The organism is Shewanella sp. A22 (assembly GCF_053850585.1).
In genome coordinates this window covers 61,178-84,356 of record NZ_JBSQBN010000004.1, presented here as the reverse complement: position 1 = coordinate 84,356, position 23,179 = coordinate 61,178, and the positions used below count along the sequence as shown (strand labels likewise).

The following is a 23,179-nucleotide window of genomic DNA, read 5'->3' as shown; positions in this document are numbered from 1 at the left end:
CCAAACAATTTAAGTTAGAAGGCAAGCGAGAGAGGAGTTATCCACGCTGCTTAAAAGTCAGTAAAAACAAGTATCCGGTAGCAAAAAGAAAAAGTGCCGCTCACCTTAAGTGAACGGCATTACCCTTAGGCGCTTTTTTATTGTACGGAATTATATTGAGAATATATATTTAAAACGTTATGAGTTTCTCATGTAATTCAGCAAACTCTTGTTCACTCAATTCTACTTGAGCTAGCAATACCGCCAATACGGGTTTAGGTAATTTATCGGCTTGCAGCAACATCGAACACTCACTAATAATATTGGCTTTCCAAATAAGCAATGTCATAGCATCATCGGGTTTAACATGGGTGTTAGCAAGCAATGTTAATGGTGTTTCAAAATGCTGTGGTAATTGCCAATGCCGAGCTAGAAGCGCACTTAATGTTAAAGATTTTGTGGTCATCACCTGCTTAAATAACATTGAACTGGGTTGTTCACTAGGTTCAGCTTGATAAAAAGCATCCACCAACATTTTAAAAATCGCAATTTTACCCACATCATGCAATAGACCAAGCAAAAAAACACTATCACGCTGTTCAGTACTTGCTAACTCACTGGCTAAAAAGGCTACTTGCATAGAATGCCGCCAAATTTCAGCACCAAATCGTCTAAAATAAATCGGCTTTATATCGATTAATTCACGGGCTAAACACGCGGTAATAAACTGCCTCAACTGCTGCCGACCTACTTGAACTAACGCTTGCTGAAGACTGTTTACGTCTGAATCAGCACGCTTGAACGCAGGAGAATTACATAATTTGAGCACTTCAACACATAATAAAGGGTCTTGTTCAATTAGCTTTATTAGCTCTTGGGTTTCAATACCATCATCCGCAAGTTTTTTATCTAACTCTAATATTTTGCTAGGTAATTTTAAAACATTTTCCGCTATAGATTCTGGCGAACTCAATGCCAGTTCAATATTATGCATTACGCTACGTTCAAGGTTATTAGCAATACCCATGGTGGTATTTTGATTAGCAAATAACAGGCTATAAAATAAAGCACTTAAATCTAGTTGTGATTCAGTGGCTTGTTTTGGGGTAATTTCAACAACAGGAGCAGCGGCTTGAGCTTGTTGTTTGGCTTGTTGACGTTTCTCTACTGTGGTTATGCCAGTAAATTTGACTTGTTCATTACGATCACGAATATTAAACAGTTTTTTAAAAAAATGAGTAACCACAATTTTAAGCCTTATAAAATGAATAATATAACCATAGCAATAAATACAAAAATGGGCGCCATTAAGGCACCCATTTACACACAAAAATAGTGTTATACGTCTAAGTTTGCAACATTTAGTGCGTTTGTTTCAATAAACTCACGACGAGGCTCAACTTGGTCGCCCATCAAACATGTAAACAGTTGATCAGCAGCAACGGCATCTTCGATGGTAACACGCAACATACGACGAGATTCCGGATCCATTGTTGTTTCCCACAATTGCTCAGGGTTCATTTCACCTAACCCTTTATAACGTTGAATATACAAACCACGTTTCGCTTCGGTAATGGTCCAATCTAATGCTTCTAAGAAGCTTTCAACTTCTTTAACACGCTCACCACGTTGTACATAACCACCTTCTTCAATCATACCGTCTAATGCTGCACCTAACTTAGCTATGCGCTGGTAATCTGTAGAGGTAAAGAAGTCATAACCAAATAAGTAACTTGTATCGATACCATGCTTACGAATGGTCACACTTGGTGTATAAACTTTACGTTCAGGATCAAGCATAACATCAGCAGTAAAGATAATGCCGCTACTTTCACGCTCAACTAAATCGGCAATAAAGCGATTACACCACGCCATCATTTGCGCTTCATCACTCAACATGTCAGCTGTAACAGCTGGATGATATAACATACGATCAAGCAGGTTAGCAGGAAAACGTTTTTCTAAACGTGAAATAATGCGTTCCACTTCTCGATATTGAGCAACTAAGGCTTCTAATGGCGCACCAGACATACCAAGAGCACCTTTGCTCGGGTAAATATTGGTGCCATCAAGGGCTTGAGTCGTTAAGTATTCGGTTAATGCTGGCTCATCTTTTAAATACTGCTCTTGCTTACCTTTTTTTACTTTAAAAAGAGGTGGTTGAGCAATATAAATATAGCCACGCTGGATTAGTTCTGGCATTTGGCGGAAAAAGAAGGTCAGCAACAGGGTACGAATGTGTGAGCCGTCGACGTCAGCATCGGTCATGATAATGATGTTGTGATAACGAGTCTTATCTGGATCATATTCATCACGGCCAATACCACAACCAAGTGCAGTAATAAGCGTCGCCACTTCCTGAGAAGATAGCATCTTGTCGAAACGCGCTTTCTCAACGTTTAAAATTTTACCTTTAAGCGGCAAAATAGCCTGGTTTTTGCGATTACGCCCCTGCTTGGCAGATCCGCCAGCAGAGTCCCCTTCCACTATGTATATTTCAGAAAGACCAGGATCTTTCTCTTGGCAATCGGCTAGTTTACCAGGCAAACCACCTAAATCTAATGCACCTTTACGACGAGTCATTTCACGGGCTTTACGAGCTGCTTCACGAGCACGTGCAGCATCAACGATTTTGCCAACAATTAATTTAGCATCTGCAGGGTTTTCTAATAGGTAATCATTTAACTGTTCACCCATTGTTTGTTCAACTGCACTTTTCACTTCACTCGACACAAGCTTATCTTTTGTTTGCGAGCTAAATTTAGGATCTGGTACTTTTACAGAAATAACAGCTGTTAAGCCTTCACGAGCATCATCACCAGTAGCATTGGTTTTACCTTTTTTGTTAAAACCTTCTCGTTCCATATAATTATTCAGATTACGAGTTAATGCACCACGGAAACCCGCTAAATGTGTACCGCCATCGCGCTGTGGAATGTTGTTGGTAAAACAAAAAATACTTTCTTGGTAACCGTCATTCCACTGCATAGCGACTTCAACAGTAATACCGTCTTCGCGTTCTTGAGTAAAATGGAATACATCTTTATTGATAGGTGTTTTATTACGATTTAAGTAATCAACAAAGGCACTAATACCACCTTCATACTTAAAGAACTCATCTTTACTGTCACGCTCATCAACTAAACGAATGCCCACACCTGAATTCAAGAATGATAGTTCACGGACTCGTTTGGCCAAAATTTCAAAATGAAATTCAACATCAGTAAATGTCTCACTACTAGGCCAAAAACGAAGTTCAGTACCCGTTTTAACCGCATCACCAATTTCTTTTATAGGCGCATCAGGTACGCCATGAGTATAAAACTGCTCATAAACCTTACCAGCTCGACGGATGGTTAATTGTAGTTTCTGCGATAATGCATTAACGACCGATACACCCACACCGTGAAGGCCACCAGAGACCTTGTAAGAGTTATCATCAAACTTACCACCAGCATGAAGCACAGTCATAATAACTTCAGCAGCAGAAACCCCTTCTTCCTCATGGATTGAAACAGGAATACCACGACCATCGTCTTTTACTGAGACTGAACCATCTGAATGAATGGTAATGGTGATATCACTACAATGGCCGGCTAAAGCTTCATCGATAGAGTTATCGACCACTTCGAATACCATGTGATGAAGACCAGTGCCATCATCAGTATCACCAATGTACATACCAGGTCTCTTACGGACTGCATCAAGGCCTTTTAATACCTTGATACTCGAAGAATCGTAACTATTCTCTGACATATTTATCTCTCGTTGTTATTCAATAACCGTTATTTGCCCGTGCTCCACATGAAACATCCTGTTAGGAGGGCTAGATAACGAATCGACTATTGCTAGCGGGTCAATCGCGGTCACAAAAATTTGCGCACCGGTATCGGTTAACTGCTGTAACAATAGCTGCCTATGCTGTGCATCCAACTCCGACGGTAAATCGTCGACCAGATAAATACTGTTTTTATCTAGCTGTTGTTTGAGCAACTTTCCCTGTGCAATACGCAGTGCACAGACTAATAATTTTAATTGTCCACGGGACAACGCATCCTGCGCTGGTAAAGTTCCCACACGCAAACGCAAATCTGCTTTATGGGGGCCGCTGCCCGTATTGCCAGCGGCTAAATCTCTTGAATATTGGTTTTCAAGTAATAGGGAAAAATCCGTTTTGCTGTCCCATCCTCGAGTAAAAGAAACCTTAATATCAATCTGAGGTAAAAACACCTCGATTATACCCTTAAGTAGCACATTTAACGAGTCTACATATTGATTTCGTATCTCAGTAACTTGTTCAGCATACCGCACCAACTCCTTATCCCAAAACCGTATTTGATTATAGGAAGATTGATTTCTAAGCAACTGATTACGCTGCTTTAATACCTTTCTAACATTCACCCAAGCTTGATAAAAATGTGGGTCAGAATGAAATGCACCCCAATCGATAAATTGACGACGGGCCTTGGGTCCTTCAAACAATAAAGAAAAACTTTCTGGAGTAATAACTTGAATAGGTAATGTTTCAGCTAAGGTTGATAAACGTTTCACTTTCTCGCCATCAATTTTAACTTCTATTTCACCGCTTCGATGGCGACGCAAGCCAATTTTACAGTCTCGTTCTACATCAATTAAGTGTGCAAATAAGGTTAGTTTATCATCATTTGTATTGATCACTCGTTGAGACAAATGACTGCGAAACGAACGCCCCATACCCAAAAAGTATATAGCTTCAAGAATACTGGTTTTACCGCTACCATTTTGGCCATAAATCAAATTTAAACCTTCGCTTGCTGTAAGCGATGCTGAATTGATATTACGAAATGAACCTATAGTAATACGCGATAAACTCATGAACACCTGTTGTACGAACCTAATAAAGCAATAGAGACAAATAAGGTGCTTTGCAGCACCTTATTAGCTTGAATAACCAATATGCCTTAGAGACGCATTGGCATCACTACATACATTGAATCTTCTTCTTTGTGATTCTCAATCAAAGCACTAGAATTGCCATCAATTAAGGTGATACGCACTTCATCACTGGCTAAATTATTTAACACATCGAGTAAATAACTCACGTTAAAACCAATTTCTAAATTGTCGGAGTCATAATCAACATCAATAATTTCTTCAGCTTCTTCTTGCTCTGGATTATTCGCAGTTATTTTTAATAAACCGGGTTCAAGTTGAATACGTACACCGCGGAATTTTTCATTAGAGAGAATAGAAGCCCGAGTTAATGCCTGTTTTAACTGGTTACGACTGGCAATAACCACTTTATTACCACCTTTAGGTAGCACGCGGCGGTAATCAGGGAAACGGCCATCTACAAGCTTACTGGTAAATACTGCAGAACGGGTAATCGCTCTAATAGCATTATCACCAATGGCAATAGTAATGTCCTGGTCGTCACTGTCGAGCAAGCGTGCCATTTCAACCACACCTTTACGCGGCACGATCACTTGTTTTTCAGGTAATGACACTTCAACCATACGATGGCTTAATGCTAAGCGATGTCCGTCTGTGGCAATGGCACGCAATACATTACCTTCTGTTTCAAACAACAAACCATTGAGGTAATAGCGTACATCTTGGTTAGCCATTGAAAACTGAGTTGAATCAATAATCGATTTCAACACACCTTGTTTTAAGCTAAATTCAATATCCGCTTGGAATGCTTCAACGTTAGGGTAATCTTCGGCGGGTAATGTTGCCAATGAAAAACGGCTGCGTCCAGAACGCAATAGCCACTTGTTATCTTGTTGCTCAACTTTTAATGCGCTTTGTTCAGGCAATGACTTAACGATGTCGAGTAATTTCTTAGCTGGCACGGTAGTACGGCCAATACTAATATCACCATGAATGGCAGCTTGACCCACCAATTCAACCTCTAAATCGGTACCGGTTAGCTTAAGTGAGTCTTCACTAACCTCAACTAATAAGTTGGCTAAAATTGGTAAATTGTGTCTGCGTTCTACCGCGCCGCACACTAGCTGCAACGGCTTTAATAGGGCATCCCTATCAATTGAAAATTTCATCGTATCTACATTCCCTGAATTAAGAAGATAATGTTCTAATCAAGTTCGCATAATCTTCTTTAATATCATGACTCTCTTCGCGTAATTGCGCAATTTTACGACAAGCATGTAATACTGTCGTATGGTCACGACCACCAAAAGCATCACCAATTTCCGGTAAACTTTGGTTAGTAAGTTCTTTAGATAACGCCATCGCAACTTGTCTAGGTCTTGCAACGCTGCGAGAACGGCGTTTAGACAACATATCTGCCATTTTTATTTTATAGTATTCAGCGACTGTCTTCTGAATATTGTCTATAGTGACTAATTTTTCTTGAAGTGCCAAGAGATCTCTTAACGCTTCACGCACAAAATCGATAGTTATTGGCCGACCTGTGAAATTGGCATTGGCAATAACACGGTTTAGCGCACCTTCTAATTCACGCACGTTTGAACGTAAACGCTTGGCAATAAAGAAAGCCACTTCATCAGGTAAGTTAATACCACTCTCTTGTGCTTTACGCATTAAAATAGCCACGCGGGTTTCTAATTCTGGCGGCTCAATAGCAACCGTTAAGCCCCAACCAAAACGTGATTTTAAGCGATCCTCTACCCCGTCGATTTCTTTAGGATAACGGTCTGAGGTTAAAATAATCTGATGATTACCTTCTAACAGTGCGTTGAAGGTATGGAAAAATTCTTCTTGGGAACGATCTTTGTTAGCAAAAAACTGAATGTCATCAATAAACAAAGCATCAACACTACGGTAATAACGCTTAAAGTCTTCGATAGCATTATTTTGCAGAGCCTTAACCATATCCTGAACAAACCGCTCTGAATGCATATACACCACTTTAGCATTAGGATTATTTTTAATAATACCATTACCTACGGCATGTAAAAGGTGAGTTTTACCTAAACCTGTACCGCCATATAAAAATAACGGGTTATAAGCCCCGCCTGGATTTTCAGATACTTGTAACGCCGCAGCTTTACCTAATTGGTTAGATTTACCTTCAACAAAGTTATCAAACTGATAAGTTGGATTAATATTGCTGCGGTGATTAGCATTCACAATCGGCTCTGCTTGGGTATTAAATGACGTCGTTCCCACTTGTGCTTTAGTCTGGCGAGTCACAGGCTTAGCGGCTACGGGTGTAGGTGCGGAAGGACGTGCAGAAGGACGGCTACCAATATCAAAACGTAACATAGGCGCATTACCGCCCATTTGTTCAGTAAAAAATTGATTAATGATATTAATGTATTTGTCGCGAACCCAATCGAGCACAAAACGATTTGGCGCATACAAAACCAATGTATCACCATCCATTTCAGCCTGTAACGGACGGATCCACATACTGAACTGCTGCGCTGATAACTCGTCTTGCAGTCTGCCGATACATTGTTGCCAAAGTGAAACCGCCACTTATTTATCCCCAAATATCTTTAATCAAAGGAGGTGTATTCTATAGGGAGATCACAATGATCGCTATCCTTAAAATCATAATTATCCCCAGCAAGATCATTCTATGTATATATCTGTGATCATGAAAGATCAAAATCGATCCACTTATTGTAAATTTCAAGCAAATCCAGCTTTATTAACCGATCCACCTTGATCTATAATAACGATTGTTTGATCGGCTTAAACGATGAAAGATCCACAAGATATAGTGTCTGTGCACAGACTTATCCACATCTTCTGGTGCTTAATCGTTAGTCGTTCAAAATAAAGTTTGGCAGAAATTTATCATATAAGCACTTTCGTTATTGACGGTAGTAATTAAAGTGATTACAATTCGGCCTCTTTTTTGCCCTTACCTCTAATGTTGGAGATAAGGTAAATTCACTAACAAAGACGGATTGCCATCATGAGTAAACGTACTTTTCAACCTAGCAACCTGAAGCGCAAGCGTTCTCACGGCTTCCGCGCTCGTATGGCCACTGTAGGCGGCCGTAAGGTGCTTGCACGTCGTCGTGCGAAAGGTCGCGCTCGTTTATCTGCGTAAGTAGATAACTAGGTGACTAGCTATACCTTTACGCGGGAGTTACGCTTGTTAACTCCCGCGCAATTTAAATCTGTATTCTCCAATCCAATCAAAGCATCCTCTGCTGAAATAACTCTGCTCGCAATTCCAAATTCAGAGCAACATCCTCGTTTAGGATTAACTGTGGCCAAACGTTTTGTTAAACGTGCAAACCAACGTAATCGTATTAAACGGGTGATAAGAGATAGTTTTCGTTTACATCAACACGACATCCCAGATATAGATATCGTTGTATTAGTCAGAAACGGCGTGATGGAAATGGAAAATGCAGAACTACACAAATTAATAGAAAAGCTATGGCGCAAACTCAGTCGCCGTTACAATGGTTAGCAACTACGGTTATCCGTGGTTACCAAATTATTATCAGCCCTTTATTGGGACCGAGGTGTCGGTTCAATCCAACTTGTTCTTATTATGCTATAGAAGCAATAAAAACACATGGAACAGTGAAAGGGAGTTGGCTTGCAATGAAACGCATATTAAAATGTCACCCTTTACATCCCGGCGGTAGTGATCCCGTCCCCCCTAAAAATGACAGGTGTAATAAATAGGCTATGGAATCTCAACGCAATATATTGCTAATCGGTCTGCTGTTTGTCAGCTTTTTAATGTGGCAGCAATGGCAAACAGATAAAGCACCAAAACCGGCAGCAGCACAAGCTGTAAGTCAAACTAACGCAGCATCGCAACACAGTGCTGACGTTCCTGAAGCAGACATTACTGGAGTTCCAGTAGAGTTACCTGCAACTAAAAACCTTATTAACGTTAAAACTGATCAGCTTGATATAAAAATCAACCCGATTGGTGGTGACATTGTTTATGCCGCATTAGTGGAACATAAACGCGAAATAACCAGTAACGATCCATTTGTTATTTTAGAGCAAAATAACGATTTTACTTATATTGCACAAAGTGGCTTGATAGGCCGCGATGGTATTGATAGCAGTTCAAAAGGCCGAGCAGCATTCGCCACACAAAATAATTCATACACGTTAGCTGAAGGTCAGGACACATTAACAGTGCCATTAACCTTTACTGCAGCCAACGGTGTCACCTACGTAAAAAACTTTACTTTTACTCGTGGTCAATATGACATCAAAGTAAATTACACCATTAACAATACATCTACAGCACCTTTACAAGTGCAAATGTATGGCCAAATCAAGCAATCGATTAAAGAATCAGAAAGCAGCATGATGATGCCAACTTATCGTGGTGGTGCTTTCTCGTCTCAGGATACTCGTTATGAGAAATATAACTTTGACGATATGGCAGAGAAAAATCTTTCCAAAATCACGCTAGGTGGTTGGGCAGCAATGTTACAACATTACTTTGTGTCGGCTTGGGTACCACCTGCAACAGATTCAAACACCATTTTCTCAAGTGTTAGCGCTGGTGGACTGGCTAATATTGGTTTCCGTGGTGCTGTGTATGATATTGCACCAGGTACAGCAAAAGAAATTAGTTCACAGTTTTATGTTGGTCCAAAAAATCAAAAAGCGCTATCCGCTATTTCTGAAACATTAAACTTGGTTGTTGATTACGGTTTCTTATGGTGGTTAGCTATTCCAATCCATTGGTTATTGATGTTCTATCAATCATTTGTAGGTAATTGGGGTGTAGCGATTATTTTGATTACCCTCACAGTACGTGGTGGTCTATACCCACTGACTAAGAAACAATATACCTCCATGGCCAAAATGCGTAATCTTCAGCCAAAATTAACGGAGATGAAAGAACGCTTTGGTGATGACCGTCAAAAGATGGGTCAAGCTATGATGGAGCTGTATAAGAAAGAAAAAGTAAACCCTATGGGTGGTTGCTTACCTATTCTATTACAAATGCCAATTTTCATCGCATTATACTGGGTACTACTGGAAAGTTATGAATTACGCCATGCGCCATTCATGCTTTGGATTAATGATTTATCGGTTCAAGATCCATACTATGTATTACCATTGCTAATGGGCTTATCAATGTTCTTGATGCAGAAAATGCAACCCGTAGCGCCAACAATGGATCCAATGCAAGTAAAAATGATGCAGTGGATGCCCGTTATCTTTACCGTATTCTTCTTATGGTTCCCAGCAGGTCTAGTACTTTACTGGTTAGTAGGTAACATAGTTGCCATTACACAGCAGAAGATTATTTATGCAGGCCTTGAGAAAAATGGCATAAAATAAGCCTCTGCTCAATGTTGTATAACTGATGAAAAGGCGGCTGATTAGCCGCCTTTTCCTTTATCAATTTTATAGGTACTACCGTGACAACAGACACTATTGTGGCACAAGCCACCGCACCAGGAAGAGGTGGCGTAGGTATCATTCGTGTATCAGGCGACTTGGCCACTAAAGTAGCCAGCGCGGTTATTGGCCATGTGCCTAAAACTCGTTACGCTGAATATTGTGACTTTAACAATGCTGACGGTCAGGTGATTGATCAAGGGATAGCGCTATTTTTTAAAGGACCAAATTCATTTACCGGCGAAGATGTCCTAGAACTCCAAGGTCATGGTGGTCAAATAGTGCTCGACATGCTAATTAAGCGCGTCATGGAAATAGACGGTATTCGCATTGCTAGGCCTGGTGAGTTCAGCGAACAAGCCTTTATGAACGATAAACTCGACTTAACTCAAGCAGAAGCCATTGCAGACTTAATTGATGCCACCAGTGAACAAGCAGCAAAAAGCGCATTACAATCATTACAAGGTGAGTTTTCAAAAGAAGTACATGAGCTGGTTGAGCAAGTCACCAACCTGCGCTTATATGTAGAAGCCGCGATTGATTTCCCCGATGAGGAAGTCGACTTTCTATCCGATGGTAAAATTGCCAACGCTTTATATAAAATAATCAGCAAACTAGACACTGTACAAGCTAGCGCCAAGCAAGGTTCAATCATCCGCGAAGGAATGAAGGTTGTGATAGCTGGCCGCCCAAATGCTGGTAAATCAAGCTTACTTAATGCACTAGCCGGTAAAGAATCAGCCATTGTCACCGAAATTGCTGGCACCACACGTGATGTATTACGTGAACATATCCACCTTGACGGAATGCCATTACATATTATTGATACCGCAGGCTTACGAGACACACTCGACACCGTTGAACAAATAGGTATTGAGCGTGCATGGGCCGAAATAGCCAGTGCCGATAGAGTTTTGTTTATGGTAGATGGCACCACTACTGACGCCATAGACCCGCACGAAATTTGGCCTGATTTTATCGACCGCCTGCCAGCAAAACTGGGAGTGACAGTAATACGTAATAAAGCCGACTTAACCGGTGAAACTTTAAATAACACCGAAGAACAAGGCTACAGCGTTTATCGGATATCAGCTAAAACAGGTTTAGGGGTTGAGGCGTTAAAACAACATCTTAAATCATTAATGGGTTACCAAAGTAACTTAGAGGGTGGCTTTATTGCCCGTCGCCGTCATTTAGAAGCGCTCGAGCTTGCCGCAAATCACTTACTGCTGGGTAAAGAACAACTTGAAGTGTATTTAGCTGGAGAGTTACTAGCAGAAGAACTGCGCATGACACAAATGGCCTTATCTGAAATCACCGGTAAATTCACCTCAGATGATCTATTGGGCAAGATTTTTGGCTCATTCTGTATTGGTAAATAGTGTATCGGTAAATAGGTGTAAATTGATGAAACTCGCTAACCAAGTTGTGGTACTCGATTTTGAAACCACAGGACTATCACCAGATAACGGTGACCGAGCCATAGAAATTGGTGCGGTTAAGTTAGTTAATGGCCAAATAGTCGATACTTTTCAGGAATTGATTAATCCTGGTCGGCGAGTCAATAGCTTTATTGAGCAGTACACAGGTATTAGCAATAACATGCTCAAACATGCGCCATCATCTAAAGAGGTGATGGCACAATTTGCCAAGTTTATCGACGGATTCAATTTAGTCGCACACAACGCCAGCTTTGATAAAAAATTCTTAGATGCCGAATTCAAGCATAATAAGCTGCACTACGCGGGCCAATTTGCTTGCTCACTGTTATTATCTCGGCGGATAAGCCAAGATGCCCCCAACCATAAGCTTGGCACGTTAGTGAGTTACCACCAATTGCCTAACGATGGTTTGTTTCACCGCGCCTTAGCTGACGCCACCATGACCAGTTACCTTTGGTTACATCAACTCAATGTACTGCAACAGCAACTGCCGCAGCACCAAATAACCTTAGATATTATCAATAAAATATCTAGCCTGCCTAAAGCACAAATAAACCGTTACTACCAAACTATGGCTCGTTGATTACAACTCTAGGGCTAATTTATCCACTAGCAGTCGTACTTTGGGTGACAAATGGCGATTGTGTGGATACAAAGCCCAAATACCTTCTTTAGGTTGTTGATATGGGGCGAGTAACACCACTAGCTGCCCAGCTTCAATGGCGTCATTAACGTAATAACCGGGCAATTGCACAATCCCCAATCCCTTAATGGCCGCAGACAATAAACTTAAACCACTGCTGCAACTCAACGACCCATGTACCTTAACGGCTTTAGACTTACCCTGATCAATAAAATTCCAATGCGACTGACTGCCAATTAAACAATTATGCTGACTGAGTTCCGACAAGGTATAAGGTGTACCAAACTGAGCAATATAACTTGGTGCTGCACACACATATTGCCTGCGATTCGTTAAGCATTTGGCCATCATTGACGAGTTAGATAACCGCCCTAACCTAATCGCTAAATCAAAACCACCTTCCACTAAATCAAGTTGGCGATTAGTTAACTCACACACAACCTCAATGTCACTATATTGCTGCATAAAATCGATAACAATTGGCATGACAAAATTTTCTCCGTAGGTCACCGGTGCTGTCATCCTAATTAAGCCTTGAGGTTTATCTTTTAAACTTGAAATAGCCCGTTCAGCTTCATCAAGACTGTCTAGCACTTGGCGGCAATGCTGATAATAAACCGTACCTTCTTCGGTTAACGACACTTTACGGGTGGTGCGATAAAACAGTTTAGTGTTCAAGCGATTTTCAAGTTGACTCACTTGACGGCTCACTTGTGCCGTCGAAATACTTAAACGCTTACCAGCGGCAGTAAAACTGTCGGTTTCTGCTACCGCAACAAACTCAAAAATCCCTTCCCACTGCATCATTATTACATTCTCGTAAAAGTTATTTACAAAACTAGCTGATTATCATTTTATGATAAACAAATATAATAGATAAATACACTACACTACACTGTAGTCATACCTCTTAACCATGTTGACCATGGTCGTTAATGTTAAGGAAATCATTTATGTCAGCACAATTTATTAAATCAAAAGCAGCTATTGCTTGGGGACCTGGCCAGCCACTATCGGTAGAAGAAGTCGACGTCATGTACCCAAAAGCGGGTGAAGTCATGGTACGTATTGTGGCATCTGGCGTTTGTCATACCGATGCTTTCACGCTTTCAGGTGATGATCCTGAAGGGGTATTCCCGGCGATTCTTGGTCATGAAGGTGGTGGCATTGTTCATATGGTCGGTGAAGGCGTTACTAGCGTACAAGTCGGCGATCATGTTATTCCGTTATACACAGCAGAATGTGGAGTATGTAAATTCTGTACTTCAGGAAAAACCAACCTTTGTAGTGCAGTTCGTGAAACTCAAGGCAAAGGATTAATGCCAGACGGCACCACGCGTTTCTTTAAAGATGGTGAGCCAATTTTTCACTACATGGGCTGTTCAACATTTTCTGAGTACACCGTATTACCGGAAATATCATTAGCCAAAGTCAGTAAAGATGCGCCATTAGAAGAAGTGTGTTTATTAGGTTGTGGTGTAACGACAGGTATGGGCGCAGTACTGAAAACGGCTAAAGTTCAACAAGGTGATACTGTCGCTATTTTCGGTTTAGGCGGTATTGGGCTATCGGCAATTATTGGTGCCACCATGGCTGGCGCGAGCCGCATTATTGGTATTGACCTTAACGAATCTAAATTCGAACTTGCCAAAAAATTAGGTGCAACCGATTGCATCAATCCTAAAAACTTTGATAAGCCTATTCAAGAAGTGATTGTAGAAATGACTGACGGTGGTGTCGATTTCTCATTTGAATGTATTGGTAACGTCAATGTAATGCGCAGTGCATTAGAATGCTGTCATAAAGGTTGGGGCGAGTCAGTCATTATTGGTGTAGCAGGTGCTGGACAAGAAATATCAACCCGTCCATTTCAGTTAGTTACTGGTCGTGTATGGCGTGGTAGTGCATTTGGTGGTGTAAAAGGACGCAGCGAGTTACCGGGCATTGTTGAGCAATACTTAGCTGGCGAATTTAAACTCGACCACTTTATTACTCACACAATGGGACTTGAAGGTATTAATGATGCATTTGATTTAATGCACAAAGGTGAAAGTATTCGCAGCGTAATCCACTTTGCCAAGTAACGCTTAATTTATCATGACAGTCGCAGTTAAGTCTAAAACCACTCAACTGCGTTCTGACAAATAAGGACACATCATGACCATTGAAAGTATTAGCAGTACCAAAACATTTGGTGGTTGGCATAAACAATACAGTCATCAATCAAGTGCGCTTAATTGCACTATGAGGTTTGCTATTTACTTACCGCCACAAGCCGAAACCCAAAAAGTACCGGTTTTATATTGGTTGTCAGGGCTCACCTGTACTGACGAAAACTTTATGCAAAAAGCAGGTGCACAGCGCATAGCAGCCGAATTAGGCATGGCTATTGTTGCGCCTGACACAAGCCCGCGAGGTGAGAGTGTCGCAGATGATGCTGACGGCGCTTATGACTTTGGTTTAGGTGCAGGCTTTTATCTAAATGCCACAAAACCTCCCTTTAGTCAGCATTACCAAATGTATGATTACGTGGTAAACGAATTGCCAGCATTGATTGAAGCCCATTTCCCCGTAACAGAGCAACGCAGTATTAGTGGTCACTCAATGGGTGGACATGGTGCGTTAACCATCGGATTGAAAAATCCGCACAGATATAACAGTTTGTCAGCATTCAGTCCTATTTGTCACCCAATGGACTGTCCATGGGGCATTAAAGCATTCCGCGGTTACTTAGGTGATGATCAACAACAATGGAAACAATACGATAGCTGCGAGTTAATGGCCAATTGCCAACGTTTTGTACCCGCGCTGGTGGATCAAGGCAGTAATGACAACTTTTTAGATGAGCAATTGAAACCACAAGCATTAGTTCGAGTGGCTAATGAAAAAAATTATCCACTCGAACTACGAATACAACCAGGATATGACCATAGCTATTATTTTATCGCAACATTTATTGAAGACCATCTGCGTTTTCATGCAAAACACTTATTATTAAGTTAACTACAGCTGAACACTATTAGCACCATATTAACGGGCCCAAATAAGGCTCGTTTTTTTATGTCTGTTAAAAATGAAGACAGGATGCGAATTTACAAATAAATGACCTCTTATTTACACAAATAAGCCAACCTAAATCCTAATTGAACGAGTAAAATAGCCCAAGACATCGCAGATAAAGGCGATTAAAACAGCTACTCGGTAATAAAACACATGAATAATTCGGAGTCAAAATGACAAAAATAGCACTAGTAGTAGGCACAACATTAGGCGGAACAGAGTATGTTGCCGATGAAATGGCAGACCAATTAATTCGATTAGATCACCAAGCAGATGTTTTTACAGACCCCAAATTAAGCCAATTACACGACTATTCATTGTGGATCATTGTCAGTTCAACTCATGGTGCAGGCGATCTTCCTGACAATATAGAACCTTTTTATAAACAATTGATGCTTGAAATGCCTAATCTTCATACCATTAAATTTGCATTATGCGCCATTGGTGACTCAAGTTATGACACTTTCTGTCAAGGCCCCGAAAAAATAGTCGATCTTCTTTTACAATACGGATCAACTGCAATTGTGGATAAGATCCAAATTGATGTACAACAAGATCCGATCCCTGAAGAACCCGCCCTTGCGTGGTTAACTCAGTGGCAAGAGTCTATATAAACAATATTTAATAGATCATTCATTGAATAAAGTAAGAACAACCCACAATTTAGATCTTACTTATCCACAAATTAATATTTAACTTAACAAGTTTGTGGATAAGCTATTATTTTTAGCGATCATAACTCTGTACTATTCACACTCCGATCAGGTCAATGATCGCCCTTGTGGATAACTACCCGATCTATCCCCATGTTATCTTGAGTTTGATCGTGATCAGATCACAGGTTAGTTTATAACTTAATTATTGATTTAAAAGAAAAATAAAAGTTACTAACAGAAAAAACCGATCCTAATAATAAACATAATAAAAAGATCTATATAAAGATCTTAAGATCTATTAAGCAAACCACATCTTGATCAATCGATGGAAAATGATCATTCACGTTCTCTCAAGCAAGTGCTAAAATGCTCAACTCGAATATCGTATAAAACTGAATTTAACTTTCTAAGCAATTAAAGGTCGCATAATGCATTTTCATGAACGGTTTGATGTAATTGTTGTTGGTGGTGGTCATGCCGGAACTGAAGCCGCACTCGCAGCGGCAAGAATGGGCTCAAAAACATTATTATTAACCCATAACATTGATACACTTGGCCAAATGTCTTGTAATCCAGCTATAGGCGGTATTGGTAAAGGTCATTTGGTAAAAGAAATTGATGCCTTAGGTGGTGCAATGGCAACCGCCACTGACTTTGCAGGTATTCAATTTAGAACATTAAATTCAAGCAAAGGACCAGCGGTTCGTGCAACACGTGCCCAAGCGGATAGAGCGCTATACCGTCAAAAAATTCAAAGTATTTTACAAAACCAACCAAATTTACGTATTTTTCAACAAGCTGTAGATGACTTAATCGTTGAAAATAATAAAGTTGTTGGTGTAGTCACTCAAATGGGATTAGCATTTGAAGCTCCAGCAGTAGTACTAACTACAGGTACATTTTTAAGTGGTAAAATCCACATTGGTTTACAAAATTACAGCGGTGGTCGTGCTGGCGATCCCCCAGCGATTGCATTAGCAAATAGACTACGAGAATTAGATATTCGAGTAGGGCGCTTAAAAACTGGTACACCACCACGTATTGATGCAAACACGATTGATTTTTCACAGATGACAGAGCAAAAAGGTGATACTCCATTACCAGTAATGTCATTTATTGGTGATGTAAAACACCATCCAAAGCAAATATCTTGTTTTATTACTCATACCAATGAGAAAACCCACGATATTATTCGTGGAGGACTGGATCGCAGTCCAATGTATTCTGGTGTAATTGAAGGGATTGGACCACGTTACTGCCCATCTATTGAAGATAAAATTCATCGTTTTGCAGATAAATCATCCCATCAGATATTTATTGAACCTGAAGGGCTTAGCACTAATGAGATTTATCCAAATGGTATCTCAACCAGTTTACCATTTGACGTACAATTAAATTTAGTGCGCTCAATTAAAGGCATGGAAAACGCTGAAATTATGCGCCCAGGATACGCCATTGAATATGATTATTTTGATCCACGCGATCTTAAAAACTCATTAGAGACTAAAGCCATTGAAGGACTCTTTTTTGCTGGTCAAATAAACGGTACAACAGGCTATGAAGAAGCAGGTGCTCAAGGCTTACTGGCTGGGATGAATGCATCGCTACAGGTTAAAGGTAAAGATGCTTGGAGTCCTCGACGAGATCAAGCATATCTTGGCGTACTTGTAGATGATCTATCAACTTTAGGTACTAAAGAACCGTACCGCATGTTTACTAGTCGTGCAGAATATCGTTTATTATTACGTGAAGATAATGCTGATTTACGTTTAACCGAAAAAGGCCGTGAACTTGGGTTAGTTGATGATAATCGCTGGGAATTATTCAGCAAAAAGAAAGAATCTATTGAATTAGAACTTCAACGCTTACGTGGCCAATGGGTTCACCCTAATTCGCCGTTACTTGATGTATTAAATCCACAATTGAATACCCCTATTTCACGTGAAGCATCATTTGAAGATTTGTTGCGTCGTCCTGAAATGGATTATGCAAAATTGATGACATTAGAAGGGTTTGGTCCTGGACTTGACGATCCTCAAGCTGCTGAGCAAGTACAGATCCAAGTTAAATACTCTGGTTATATTCAGCGTCAACAAGATGAAATTGATAAAGCAATCCGTCATGAAAACTCATTATTGCCACTTGATCTGGATTATCAAGAAGTACCAGGGCTTTCAAATGAAGTGATTGCAAAACTGAATAATCATAAACCCGATACGGTTGGACAAGCATCACGGATCTCTGGTGTCACTCCAGCAGCTATCTCCATTTTGCTCGTACACTTGAAAAAACGTGGTTTACTGCGAAAAATTGCATAAATTCAATTATTTTTTCAACTCAATAACCCAAGGGAAGCCATAAGGCTTCCCTTAGTGCTTTTACGGCTTCATAATAACTGTCGTCATTATTTTGCAACCTACGAGGCTTTCTGTGTTATCTGCCCAACTTAAAACCTATTTAGCTGAAATGAATATGTCGGCTACGGAATTACAACAAAAACAACTAGTAGGTTTTGTTGCAATGCTTGATAAATGGAATAAGGCTTATAATCTCACCTCAGTTCGCGATCCTGAGCAAATGTTAATCCGTCATGTTATGGACAGTTTAAGCGTTTCTCCTTATCTTGAAGGACAGCGGTTTATTGATGTAGGCACAGGACCTGGTTTACCAGGGATCCCATTAGCCATTATGAATCCAGATAAACAATTTGTGTTACTTGATAGCTTAGGTAAACGGATCCGCTTTCAAAAGCAGGTTCAATTTGAACTGAAAATTAATAATATTTCTTCAATTGAAAGTCGTGTTGAAGCTTATCAACCAGAAGATAAGTTTGATGGTGTACTCAGTCGGGCATTTGCATCAATTCAAGATATGCTAAGTTGGTGTCATCATTTACCAACTGAAGAAGGTATCTTTTATGCGTTAAAAGGCCAGTTAAATCAACAAGAACTACAAGAGATACCAGCAGGATTTTCGTTGGTAGAAACGATAATATTGCATGTACCAAAGTTAGATGAACAGCGACATTTATTAAAAATTGTTAAGCAATAAAGTGCATTTCTTTCGCTATTAAGCTAACCGGACATCAATAATTTTAAGACAGGATGACATTGTGGGTAAAATCATTGCCGTAGCCAACCAGAAAGGTGGCGTTGGAAAAACAACAACTTGCGTTAACTTAGCCGCATCACTTGCCGCCACAAAGCGCAAAGTGTTGTTGATCGATTTAGATCCACAAGGCAATGCCACCATGGGAAGTGGTATCGATAAATACGAAGTCGATAACACGGCTTATGAATTATTGGTCGAAGAAAAATCTTTTGCCGATATAGTGATAAAAAATACCGTGGGTAAATACGATTTGATCGCGAGTAATGGTGATGTTACGGCCGCAGAAATTAAACTCATGGAGTTTTATGCTCGCGAGATCCGTTTACGCAATGCTTTAGCACCAATTAAAGATGACTACGATTTTATTTTTATTGACTGTCCACCATCGCTAAATATGCTAACGGTTAATGCTATGTCTGCAGCAGATTCTGTACTTGTACCAATGCAATGTGAGTATTACGCATTAGAAGGCTTAACAGCATTAATTGACACCATTACTAAGTTGGGAGCAATGGTAAATCCTGCTCTAACGATTGAAGGGATTTTACGAACTATGTACGATCCTCGAAATAGATTATCAAACGATGTATCCGATCAACTTAAACAGCATTTTGGTGAAAAAGTATATCGCACCGTTATCCCAAGAAATGTTCGTTTAGCAGAAGCCCCTAGTTTTGGTGCGCCTGCCATGTATTACGACAAATCAAGTGCTGGAGCAAAAGCTTATTTAGCTCTTGCGGGTGAAATCATTCGTCGTGCAGAACAACAAACTCAACCCAAACAAGCGTAGGATACAAAAATGACGTTAAAAAAACGCGGTTTAGGTAAAGGCTTGGATGCCTTATTAAGCCACAGTAATGCTGCCAGTCGTAAAAATGAACAGCCTGATGATATATCCCCATCACTTGCTACAACAAGCGACCTTATTAATCTTGACCTTGATTTATTACTGCCTGGAAAATATCAGCCGCGTAAAGATATGTCGCCTGAAGCATTAGAAGAATTAGCTGAATCGATCCGTGCTCAAGGTGTAATACAACCGATTGTTATACGTAAAGTGTCTAATACTCACTATGAAATAATTGCCGGTGAACGTCGTTGGCGCGCCGCTCAATTAGCTAAACTAGATAAAGTGCCGTGTATTATCAAGCAAGTTGCCGACGATGCAGCCGTAGCCATTGCACTTATTGAGAATATTCAACGTGAAGACTTAAATGCAATGGAAGAAGCGATTGCATTACAACGACTACTCGAAGAATTTGAGTTAACTCATCAACAAGTGGCTGATGCTGTTGGAAAATCTCGCGTTAGTGTATCTAATTTATTACGTTTAAATAGTCTCAATGAACCTGTTAAACGTTTGTTAGAATACGGTGACATCGATATGGGACACGCACGTGCTTTATTGGCTATTGAGGGTGATGAACAGACAAATTTAGCTCGATTAGTTGCATCGAAAGAAATGACTGTTCGAGAAACTGAACGATTAGTTAATAAAGCCTTAAATCCGTCTAAAGACGCTGAAACACCAGCTAAAGATCATGATGTTAGCCGTTTAGAACAAGAGTTAATTGAAAGGCTTGGTGCTAAGGTCTCCATCAATCATGGTAGTAAAGGTAAAGGCAAAATTGTAATAAACTACCAGAATCTTGCTGAATTAGACGGTATTTTAAGTAAAATCCATTAAAAAGCTGACTAAACCATTTTCATCAGTAATTTTGTGACATAGCGCTAATTTTTACTTTTGTTTATTTAGCGCTAAATCACTCATTAAATCGTTGTTTTCCTATCATCAAAGTTGCAAACAAAGCGCGAAAAGGTATACTTTGCAGGCTTTTTAGATCTTAAGGCTAGATTAATATATTAAATTTAACATTAGGACCGCGAAAGGCATTAATGCGGAGATATGAAGTTGGGTAATGTTTTAGCGCGTCGTGGCAGGTTAGCAGCCTATAAATTAGTGCTGGTACAAGCGGCAGTCGCGAGTATTATTTCAATACTATTTTTCGTTATGTGGGGAGAACAGTATGGTCTATCTGCACTAGCGGGTGGAGTTATCGCTGTACTTCCTAATTTTGTATTCGCAACCCTAGCTTTCTCACATAGTGGGGCAAGCTCAGCAGCAAAAGTCATTAAAAGCTTTTACTGGGGGGAAGCGATAAAGATGCTATTAACCATTACATTGTTTTCGTTAGTGTTTATCAATATTAAAGTCGGTTTTATGCCGCTTTTTACCTGTTATTCGTTAGCGTTAGTGGTGCATTGGATAGCACCTTTATATTTCAAGCAAAGTTAAGTGGGATGAATCATGGCTGCAACTGGTGAAGCGTTAACACCGCAGGGCTATATCCAACATCACCTTACGAACCTGCAAGTTTGTGCTACCGATAACGGATTAGCTATGAACCACGCATGTGAAGAAGCTGGATTTTGGACTTGGCACATTGATTCGTTGCTCTTTTCGGTTGGGCTTGGTGTGTTGTTCTTATGGCTGTTTTACAGTGCTGGCAAAAAAGCGACAACAGGGGTTCCTGGCAAATTTCAATGTTTTGTCGAGATGATTGTTGAGTTTGTTGATAGCAGTGTGAAAGAAACTTTTCACGGCCGCAATCCTGTTATTGCGCCTTTAGCTCTGACTATTTTTGTGTGGATTTTCATGATGAACTTCATGGATATGATCCCTGTTGATTGGTTGCCTTGGGCAGCAAGTCTTGCAGGCGTGCCATACCTTAAAGTGGTTCCGACTACCGACGTTAACATTACCTTTAGCTTAGCTATTGGTGTGTTTGTGCTGATTATTTATTACAGCATTAAAGTCAAAGGTGTTTCAGGTTTTGTTAAAGAACTAACATTTCAGCCTTTTAACCATTGGGCAATGATACCCGTCAACTTATTATTAGAAACAGTTACTCTTATCGCTAAGCCTATTTCACTGGCTTTACGACTATTTGGTAACTTGTATGCTGGTGAGTTGATTTTTATCCTTATTGCATTGATGTATGGTTCTAACGTGGCGTTATCTGCTCTAGGTGTAGGATTACAACTAGGTTGGTTAATTTTCCATATTTTAGTTATTACTTTACAAGCATTTATTTTCATGATGTTGACCATTGTTTATTTAAGCATGGCGCATGAAGATCATTAAGGGTAACCGAAAATTTTTTTGACCTAAATCATTAATAACAACGATTTAGAATATTGGAGATAGATATGGAAACTGTATTAGGAATGACGGCTATTGCTGTTGCTCTACTTATTGGTATGGGTGCATTAGGAACAGCTATCGGTTTCGGCCTTTTAGGTGGAAAGTTTTTGGAAGGTGCAGCTCGTCAGCCAGAAATGGCGCCTATGTTACAAGTTAAAATGTTCATCGTAGCGGGTCTACTTGATGCCGTAACTATGATTGGTGTAGGTATTGCGCTATTTATGCTATTTACTAACCCATTGGGTGCAATGCTTTAATTAACGCTTCTGTCTTTAATCTAACTAGGAGGCTGTTGTGAATTTCAACGCTACCCTATTCGGTCAGACGGTTGCCTTTATTCTCTTCGTGTGGTTTTGCATGAAGTTTGTATGGCCTCCGTTGATGAATGCCATCGAAGAACGCCAGAAGAAAATTGCTGATGGTCTGGCAGATGCCGGCCGTGCAGCAAAAGATCTAGAGTTAGCGCAAGTTAAAGCTACTGAGCATATTAAAGATGCGAAAGTAACTGCCAACGAAATTATTGAGCAAGCTAATAAGCGTAAGGCTCAAATCGTTGAAGAAGCAAAAGCTGAAGCACAAACTGAGCGATCTAAAATTATCGCTCAGGGTCAGGCAGAAATTGAAAACGAACGTAATCGCGTTAAAGATGACTTGCGTAAGCAAGTTGCTTCTCTAGCCATTATTGGTGCAGAGAAAATTCTTGAGCGTTCGATTGACCCAGCCGCCCACAGTGACATAGTTGATAAACTTGTTGCTGAAATTTGATAAGGAG

General features: G+C 40.2%; 23 protein-coding genes. 17 read left to right on the top strand and 6 right to left on the bottom strand.

The window, feature by feature from the left end:
* Window positions 1–169: 169 nt before the first annotated feature.
* From ACWXWT_RS01845 to dnaA, 5 genes are all read right to left on the bottom strand, one after another.
* On the bottom strand, window positions 170–1,225 hold the full coding sequence (locus ACWXWT_RS01845) for an HDOD domain-containing protein (RefSeq protein WP_456039919.1): 1,056 nt from the start codon (window positions 1,223–1,225) through the stop codon (window positions 170–172).
* Window positions 1,226–1,317: 92 nt separating this feature from the next.
* Complete coding sequence (gene gyrB / locus ACWXWT_RS01840) at window positions 1,318–3,735, bottom strand: DNA topoisomerase (ATP-hydrolyzing) subunit B (RefSeq protein ID WP_456039918.1); 2,418 nt, start codon at window positions 3,733–3,735, stop codon at window positions 1,318–1,320.
* 15 nt (window positions 3,736–3,750) lie between these two features.
* Complete coding sequence (gene recF, locus ACWXWT_RS01835; RefSeq protein WP_456039917.1) at window positions 3,751–4,833, bottom strand: DNA replication/repair protein RecF; 1,083 nt, start codon at window positions 4,831–4,833, stop codon at window positions 3,751–3,753.
* An 86-nt stretch (window positions 4,834–4,919) separates the two neighbouring features.
* Window positions 4,920–6,020, bottom strand: a complete 1,101-nt coding sequence (dnaN, locus tag ACWXWT_RS01830) for a DNA polymerase III subunit beta (protein ID WP_456039916.1) — start codon at window positions 6,018–6,020, stop codon at window positions 4,920–4,922.
* A 19-nt stretch (window positions 6,021–6,039) separates the two neighbouring features.
* Window positions 6,040–7,425 carry a chromosomal replication initiator protein DnaA gene (dnaA, locus tag ACWXWT_RS01825; protein WP_456039915.1) on the bottom strand — a complete coding sequence of 462 codons (1,386 nt, stop codon included), beginning with the start codon at window positions 7,423–7,425 and terminating at the stop codon, window positions 6,040–6,042.
* 445 nt (window positions 7,426–7,870) lie between these two features.
* Between dnaA and rpmH the strand changes: the two genes are divergently transcribed.
* From rpmH to ACWXWT_RS01795, 6 genes are all read left to right on the top strand, one after another.
* Entirely contained in the window at window positions 7,871–8,008 is a 138-nt protein-coding gene (rpmH, locus tag ACWXWT_RS01820; protein ID WP_006083827.1) for a 50S ribosomal protein L34, read from the top strand.
* A gap of 12 nt (window positions 8,009–8,020) precedes the next feature.
* Window positions 8,021–8,377 (top strand): ribonuclease P protein component, encoded by a 357-nt coding sequence (gene rnpA / locus ACWXWT_RS01815; protein WP_456039914.1) that lies wholly within the window; start codon window positions 8,021–8,023, stop codon window positions 8,375–8,377.
* Entirely contained in the window at window positions 8,344–8,598 is a 255-nt protein-coding gene (yidD, locus tag ACWXWT_RS01810; protein ID WP_137224108.1) for a membrane protein insertion efficiency factor YidD, read from the top strand. Before rnpA ends, yidD begins: the two co-directional genes overlap by 34 nt.
* Before the next feature lie 3 nt (window positions 8,599–8,601).
* Window positions 8,602–10,230 (top strand): membrane protein insertase YidC, encoded by a 1,629-nt coding sequence (gene yidC / locus ACWXWT_RS01805; RefSeq protein WP_456039913.1) that lies wholly within the window; start codon window positions 8,602–8,604, stop codon window positions 10,228–10,230.
* Window positions 10,231–10,310: 80 nt separating this feature from the next.
* Complete coding sequence (gene mnmE / locus ACWXWT_RS01800; RefSeq protein WP_456039912.1) at window positions 10,311–11,672, top strand: tRNA uridine-5-carboxymethylaminomethyl(34) synthesis GTPase MnmE; 1,362 nt, start codon at window positions 10,311–10,313, stop codon at window positions 11,670–11,672.
* A 25-nt stretch (window positions 11,673–11,697) separates the two neighbouring features.
* Window positions 11,698–12,315, top strand: coding sequence for a 3'-5' exonuclease (locus ACWXWT_RS01795; RefSeq protein WP_456039911.1), 618 nt, complete (start codon window positions 11,698–11,700; stop codon window positions 12,313–12,315).
* Here the strand turns inward: ACWXWT_RS01795 and ACWXWT_RS01790 are convergent, their stop codons facing one another.
* Window positions 12,316–13,182, bottom strand: coding sequence for a LysR substrate-binding domain-containing protein (locus ACWXWT_RS01790; RefSeq protein WP_456039910.1), 867 nt, complete (start codon window positions 13,180–13,182; stop codon window positions 12,316–12,318).
* Between the two features lie 146 nt (window positions 13,183–13,328).
* Here ACWXWT_RS01790 and ACWXWT_RS01785 point away from each other — a divergent pair, with 146 nt between their 5' ends.
* From ACWXWT_RS01785 to atpF, 11 genes are all read left to right on the top strand, one after another.
* A complete protein-coding gene (locus ACWXWT_RS01785; RefSeq protein WP_456039909.1) occupies window positions 13,329–14,459 on the top strand; it encodes an S-(hydroxymethyl)glutathione dehydrogenase/class III alcohol dehydrogenase in 1,131 nt (376 codons plus the stop codon).
* A 73-nt stretch (window positions 14,460–14,532) separates the two neighbouring features.
* Entirely contained in the window at window positions 14,533–15,378 is an 846-nt protein-coding gene (gene fghA / locus ACWXWT_RS01780) for an S-formylglutathione hydrolase (RefSeq protein WP_456039908.1), read from the top strand.
* A gap of 230 nt (window positions 15,379–15,608) precedes the next feature.
* A complete protein-coding gene (mioC, locus tag ACWXWT_RS01775) occupies window positions 15,609–16,049 on the top strand; it encodes an FMN-binding protein MioC (protein WP_456039907.1) in 441 nt (146 codons plus the stop codon).
* A gap of 470 nt (window positions 16,050–16,519) precedes the next feature.
* Window positions 16,520–18,409 carry a tRNA uridine-5-carboxymethylaminomethyl(34) synthesis enzyme MnmG gene (mnmG, locus tag ACWXWT_RS01770; protein WP_456039906.1) on the top strand — a complete coding sequence of 630 codons (1,890 nt, stop codon included), beginning with the start codon at window positions 16,520–16,522 and terminating at the stop codon, window positions 18,407–18,409.
* A gap of 112 nt (window positions 18,410–18,521) precedes the next feature.
* Window positions 18,522–19,142, top strand: coding sequence for a 16S rRNA (guanine(527)-N(7))-methyltransferase RsmG (gene rsmG, locus ACWXWT_RS01765; protein ID WP_456039905.1), 621 nt, complete (start codon window positions 18,522–18,524; stop codon window positions 19,140–19,142).
* 61 nt (window positions 19,143–19,203) lie between these two features.
* Window positions 19,204–19,992, top strand: coding sequence for a ParA family protein (locus ACWXWT_RS01760; protein WP_456039904.1), 789 nt, complete (start codon window positions 19,204–19,206; stop codon window positions 19,990–19,992).
* 9 nt (window positions 19,993–20,001) lie between these two features.
* A complete protein-coding gene (locus ACWXWT_RS01755) occupies window positions 20,002–20,889 on the top strand; it encodes a ParB/RepB/Spo0J family partition protein (protein WP_456039903.1) in 888 nt (295 codons plus the stop codon).
* Between the two features lie 225 nt (window positions 20,890–21,114).
* Window positions 21,115–21,498 (top strand): ATP synthase subunit I, encoded by a 384-nt coding sequence (locus tag ACWXWT_RS01750; protein ID WP_456039921.1) that lies wholly within the window; start codon window positions 21,115–21,117, stop codon window positions 21,496–21,498.
* Window positions 21,499–21,510: 12 nt separating this feature from the next.
* A complete protein-coding gene (gene atpB / locus ACWXWT_RS01745; RefSeq protein ID WP_456039902.1) occupies window positions 21,511–22,347 on the top strand; it encodes a F0F1 ATP synthase subunit A in 837 nt (278 codons plus the stop codon).
* Window positions 22,348–22,412: 65 nt separating this feature from the next.
* Window positions 22,413–22,664 carry a F0F1 ATP synthase subunit C gene (gene atpE / locus ACWXWT_RS01740; RefSeq protein ID WP_011639455.1) on the top strand — a complete coding sequence of 84 codons (252 nt, stop codon included), beginning with the start codon at window positions 22,413–22,415 and terminating at the stop codon, window positions 22,662–22,664.
* Between the two features lie 37 nt (window positions 22,665–22,701).
* Window positions 22,702–23,172: a F0F1 ATP synthase subunit B gene (gene atpF, locus ACWXWT_RS01735; protein ID WP_456039901.1), complete on the top strand. Its 471-nt coding sequence runs from the start codon at window positions 22,702–22,704 to the stop codon at window positions 23,170–23,172.
* The last annotated feature ends 7 nt before the right edge of the window (window positions 23,173–23,179 follow it).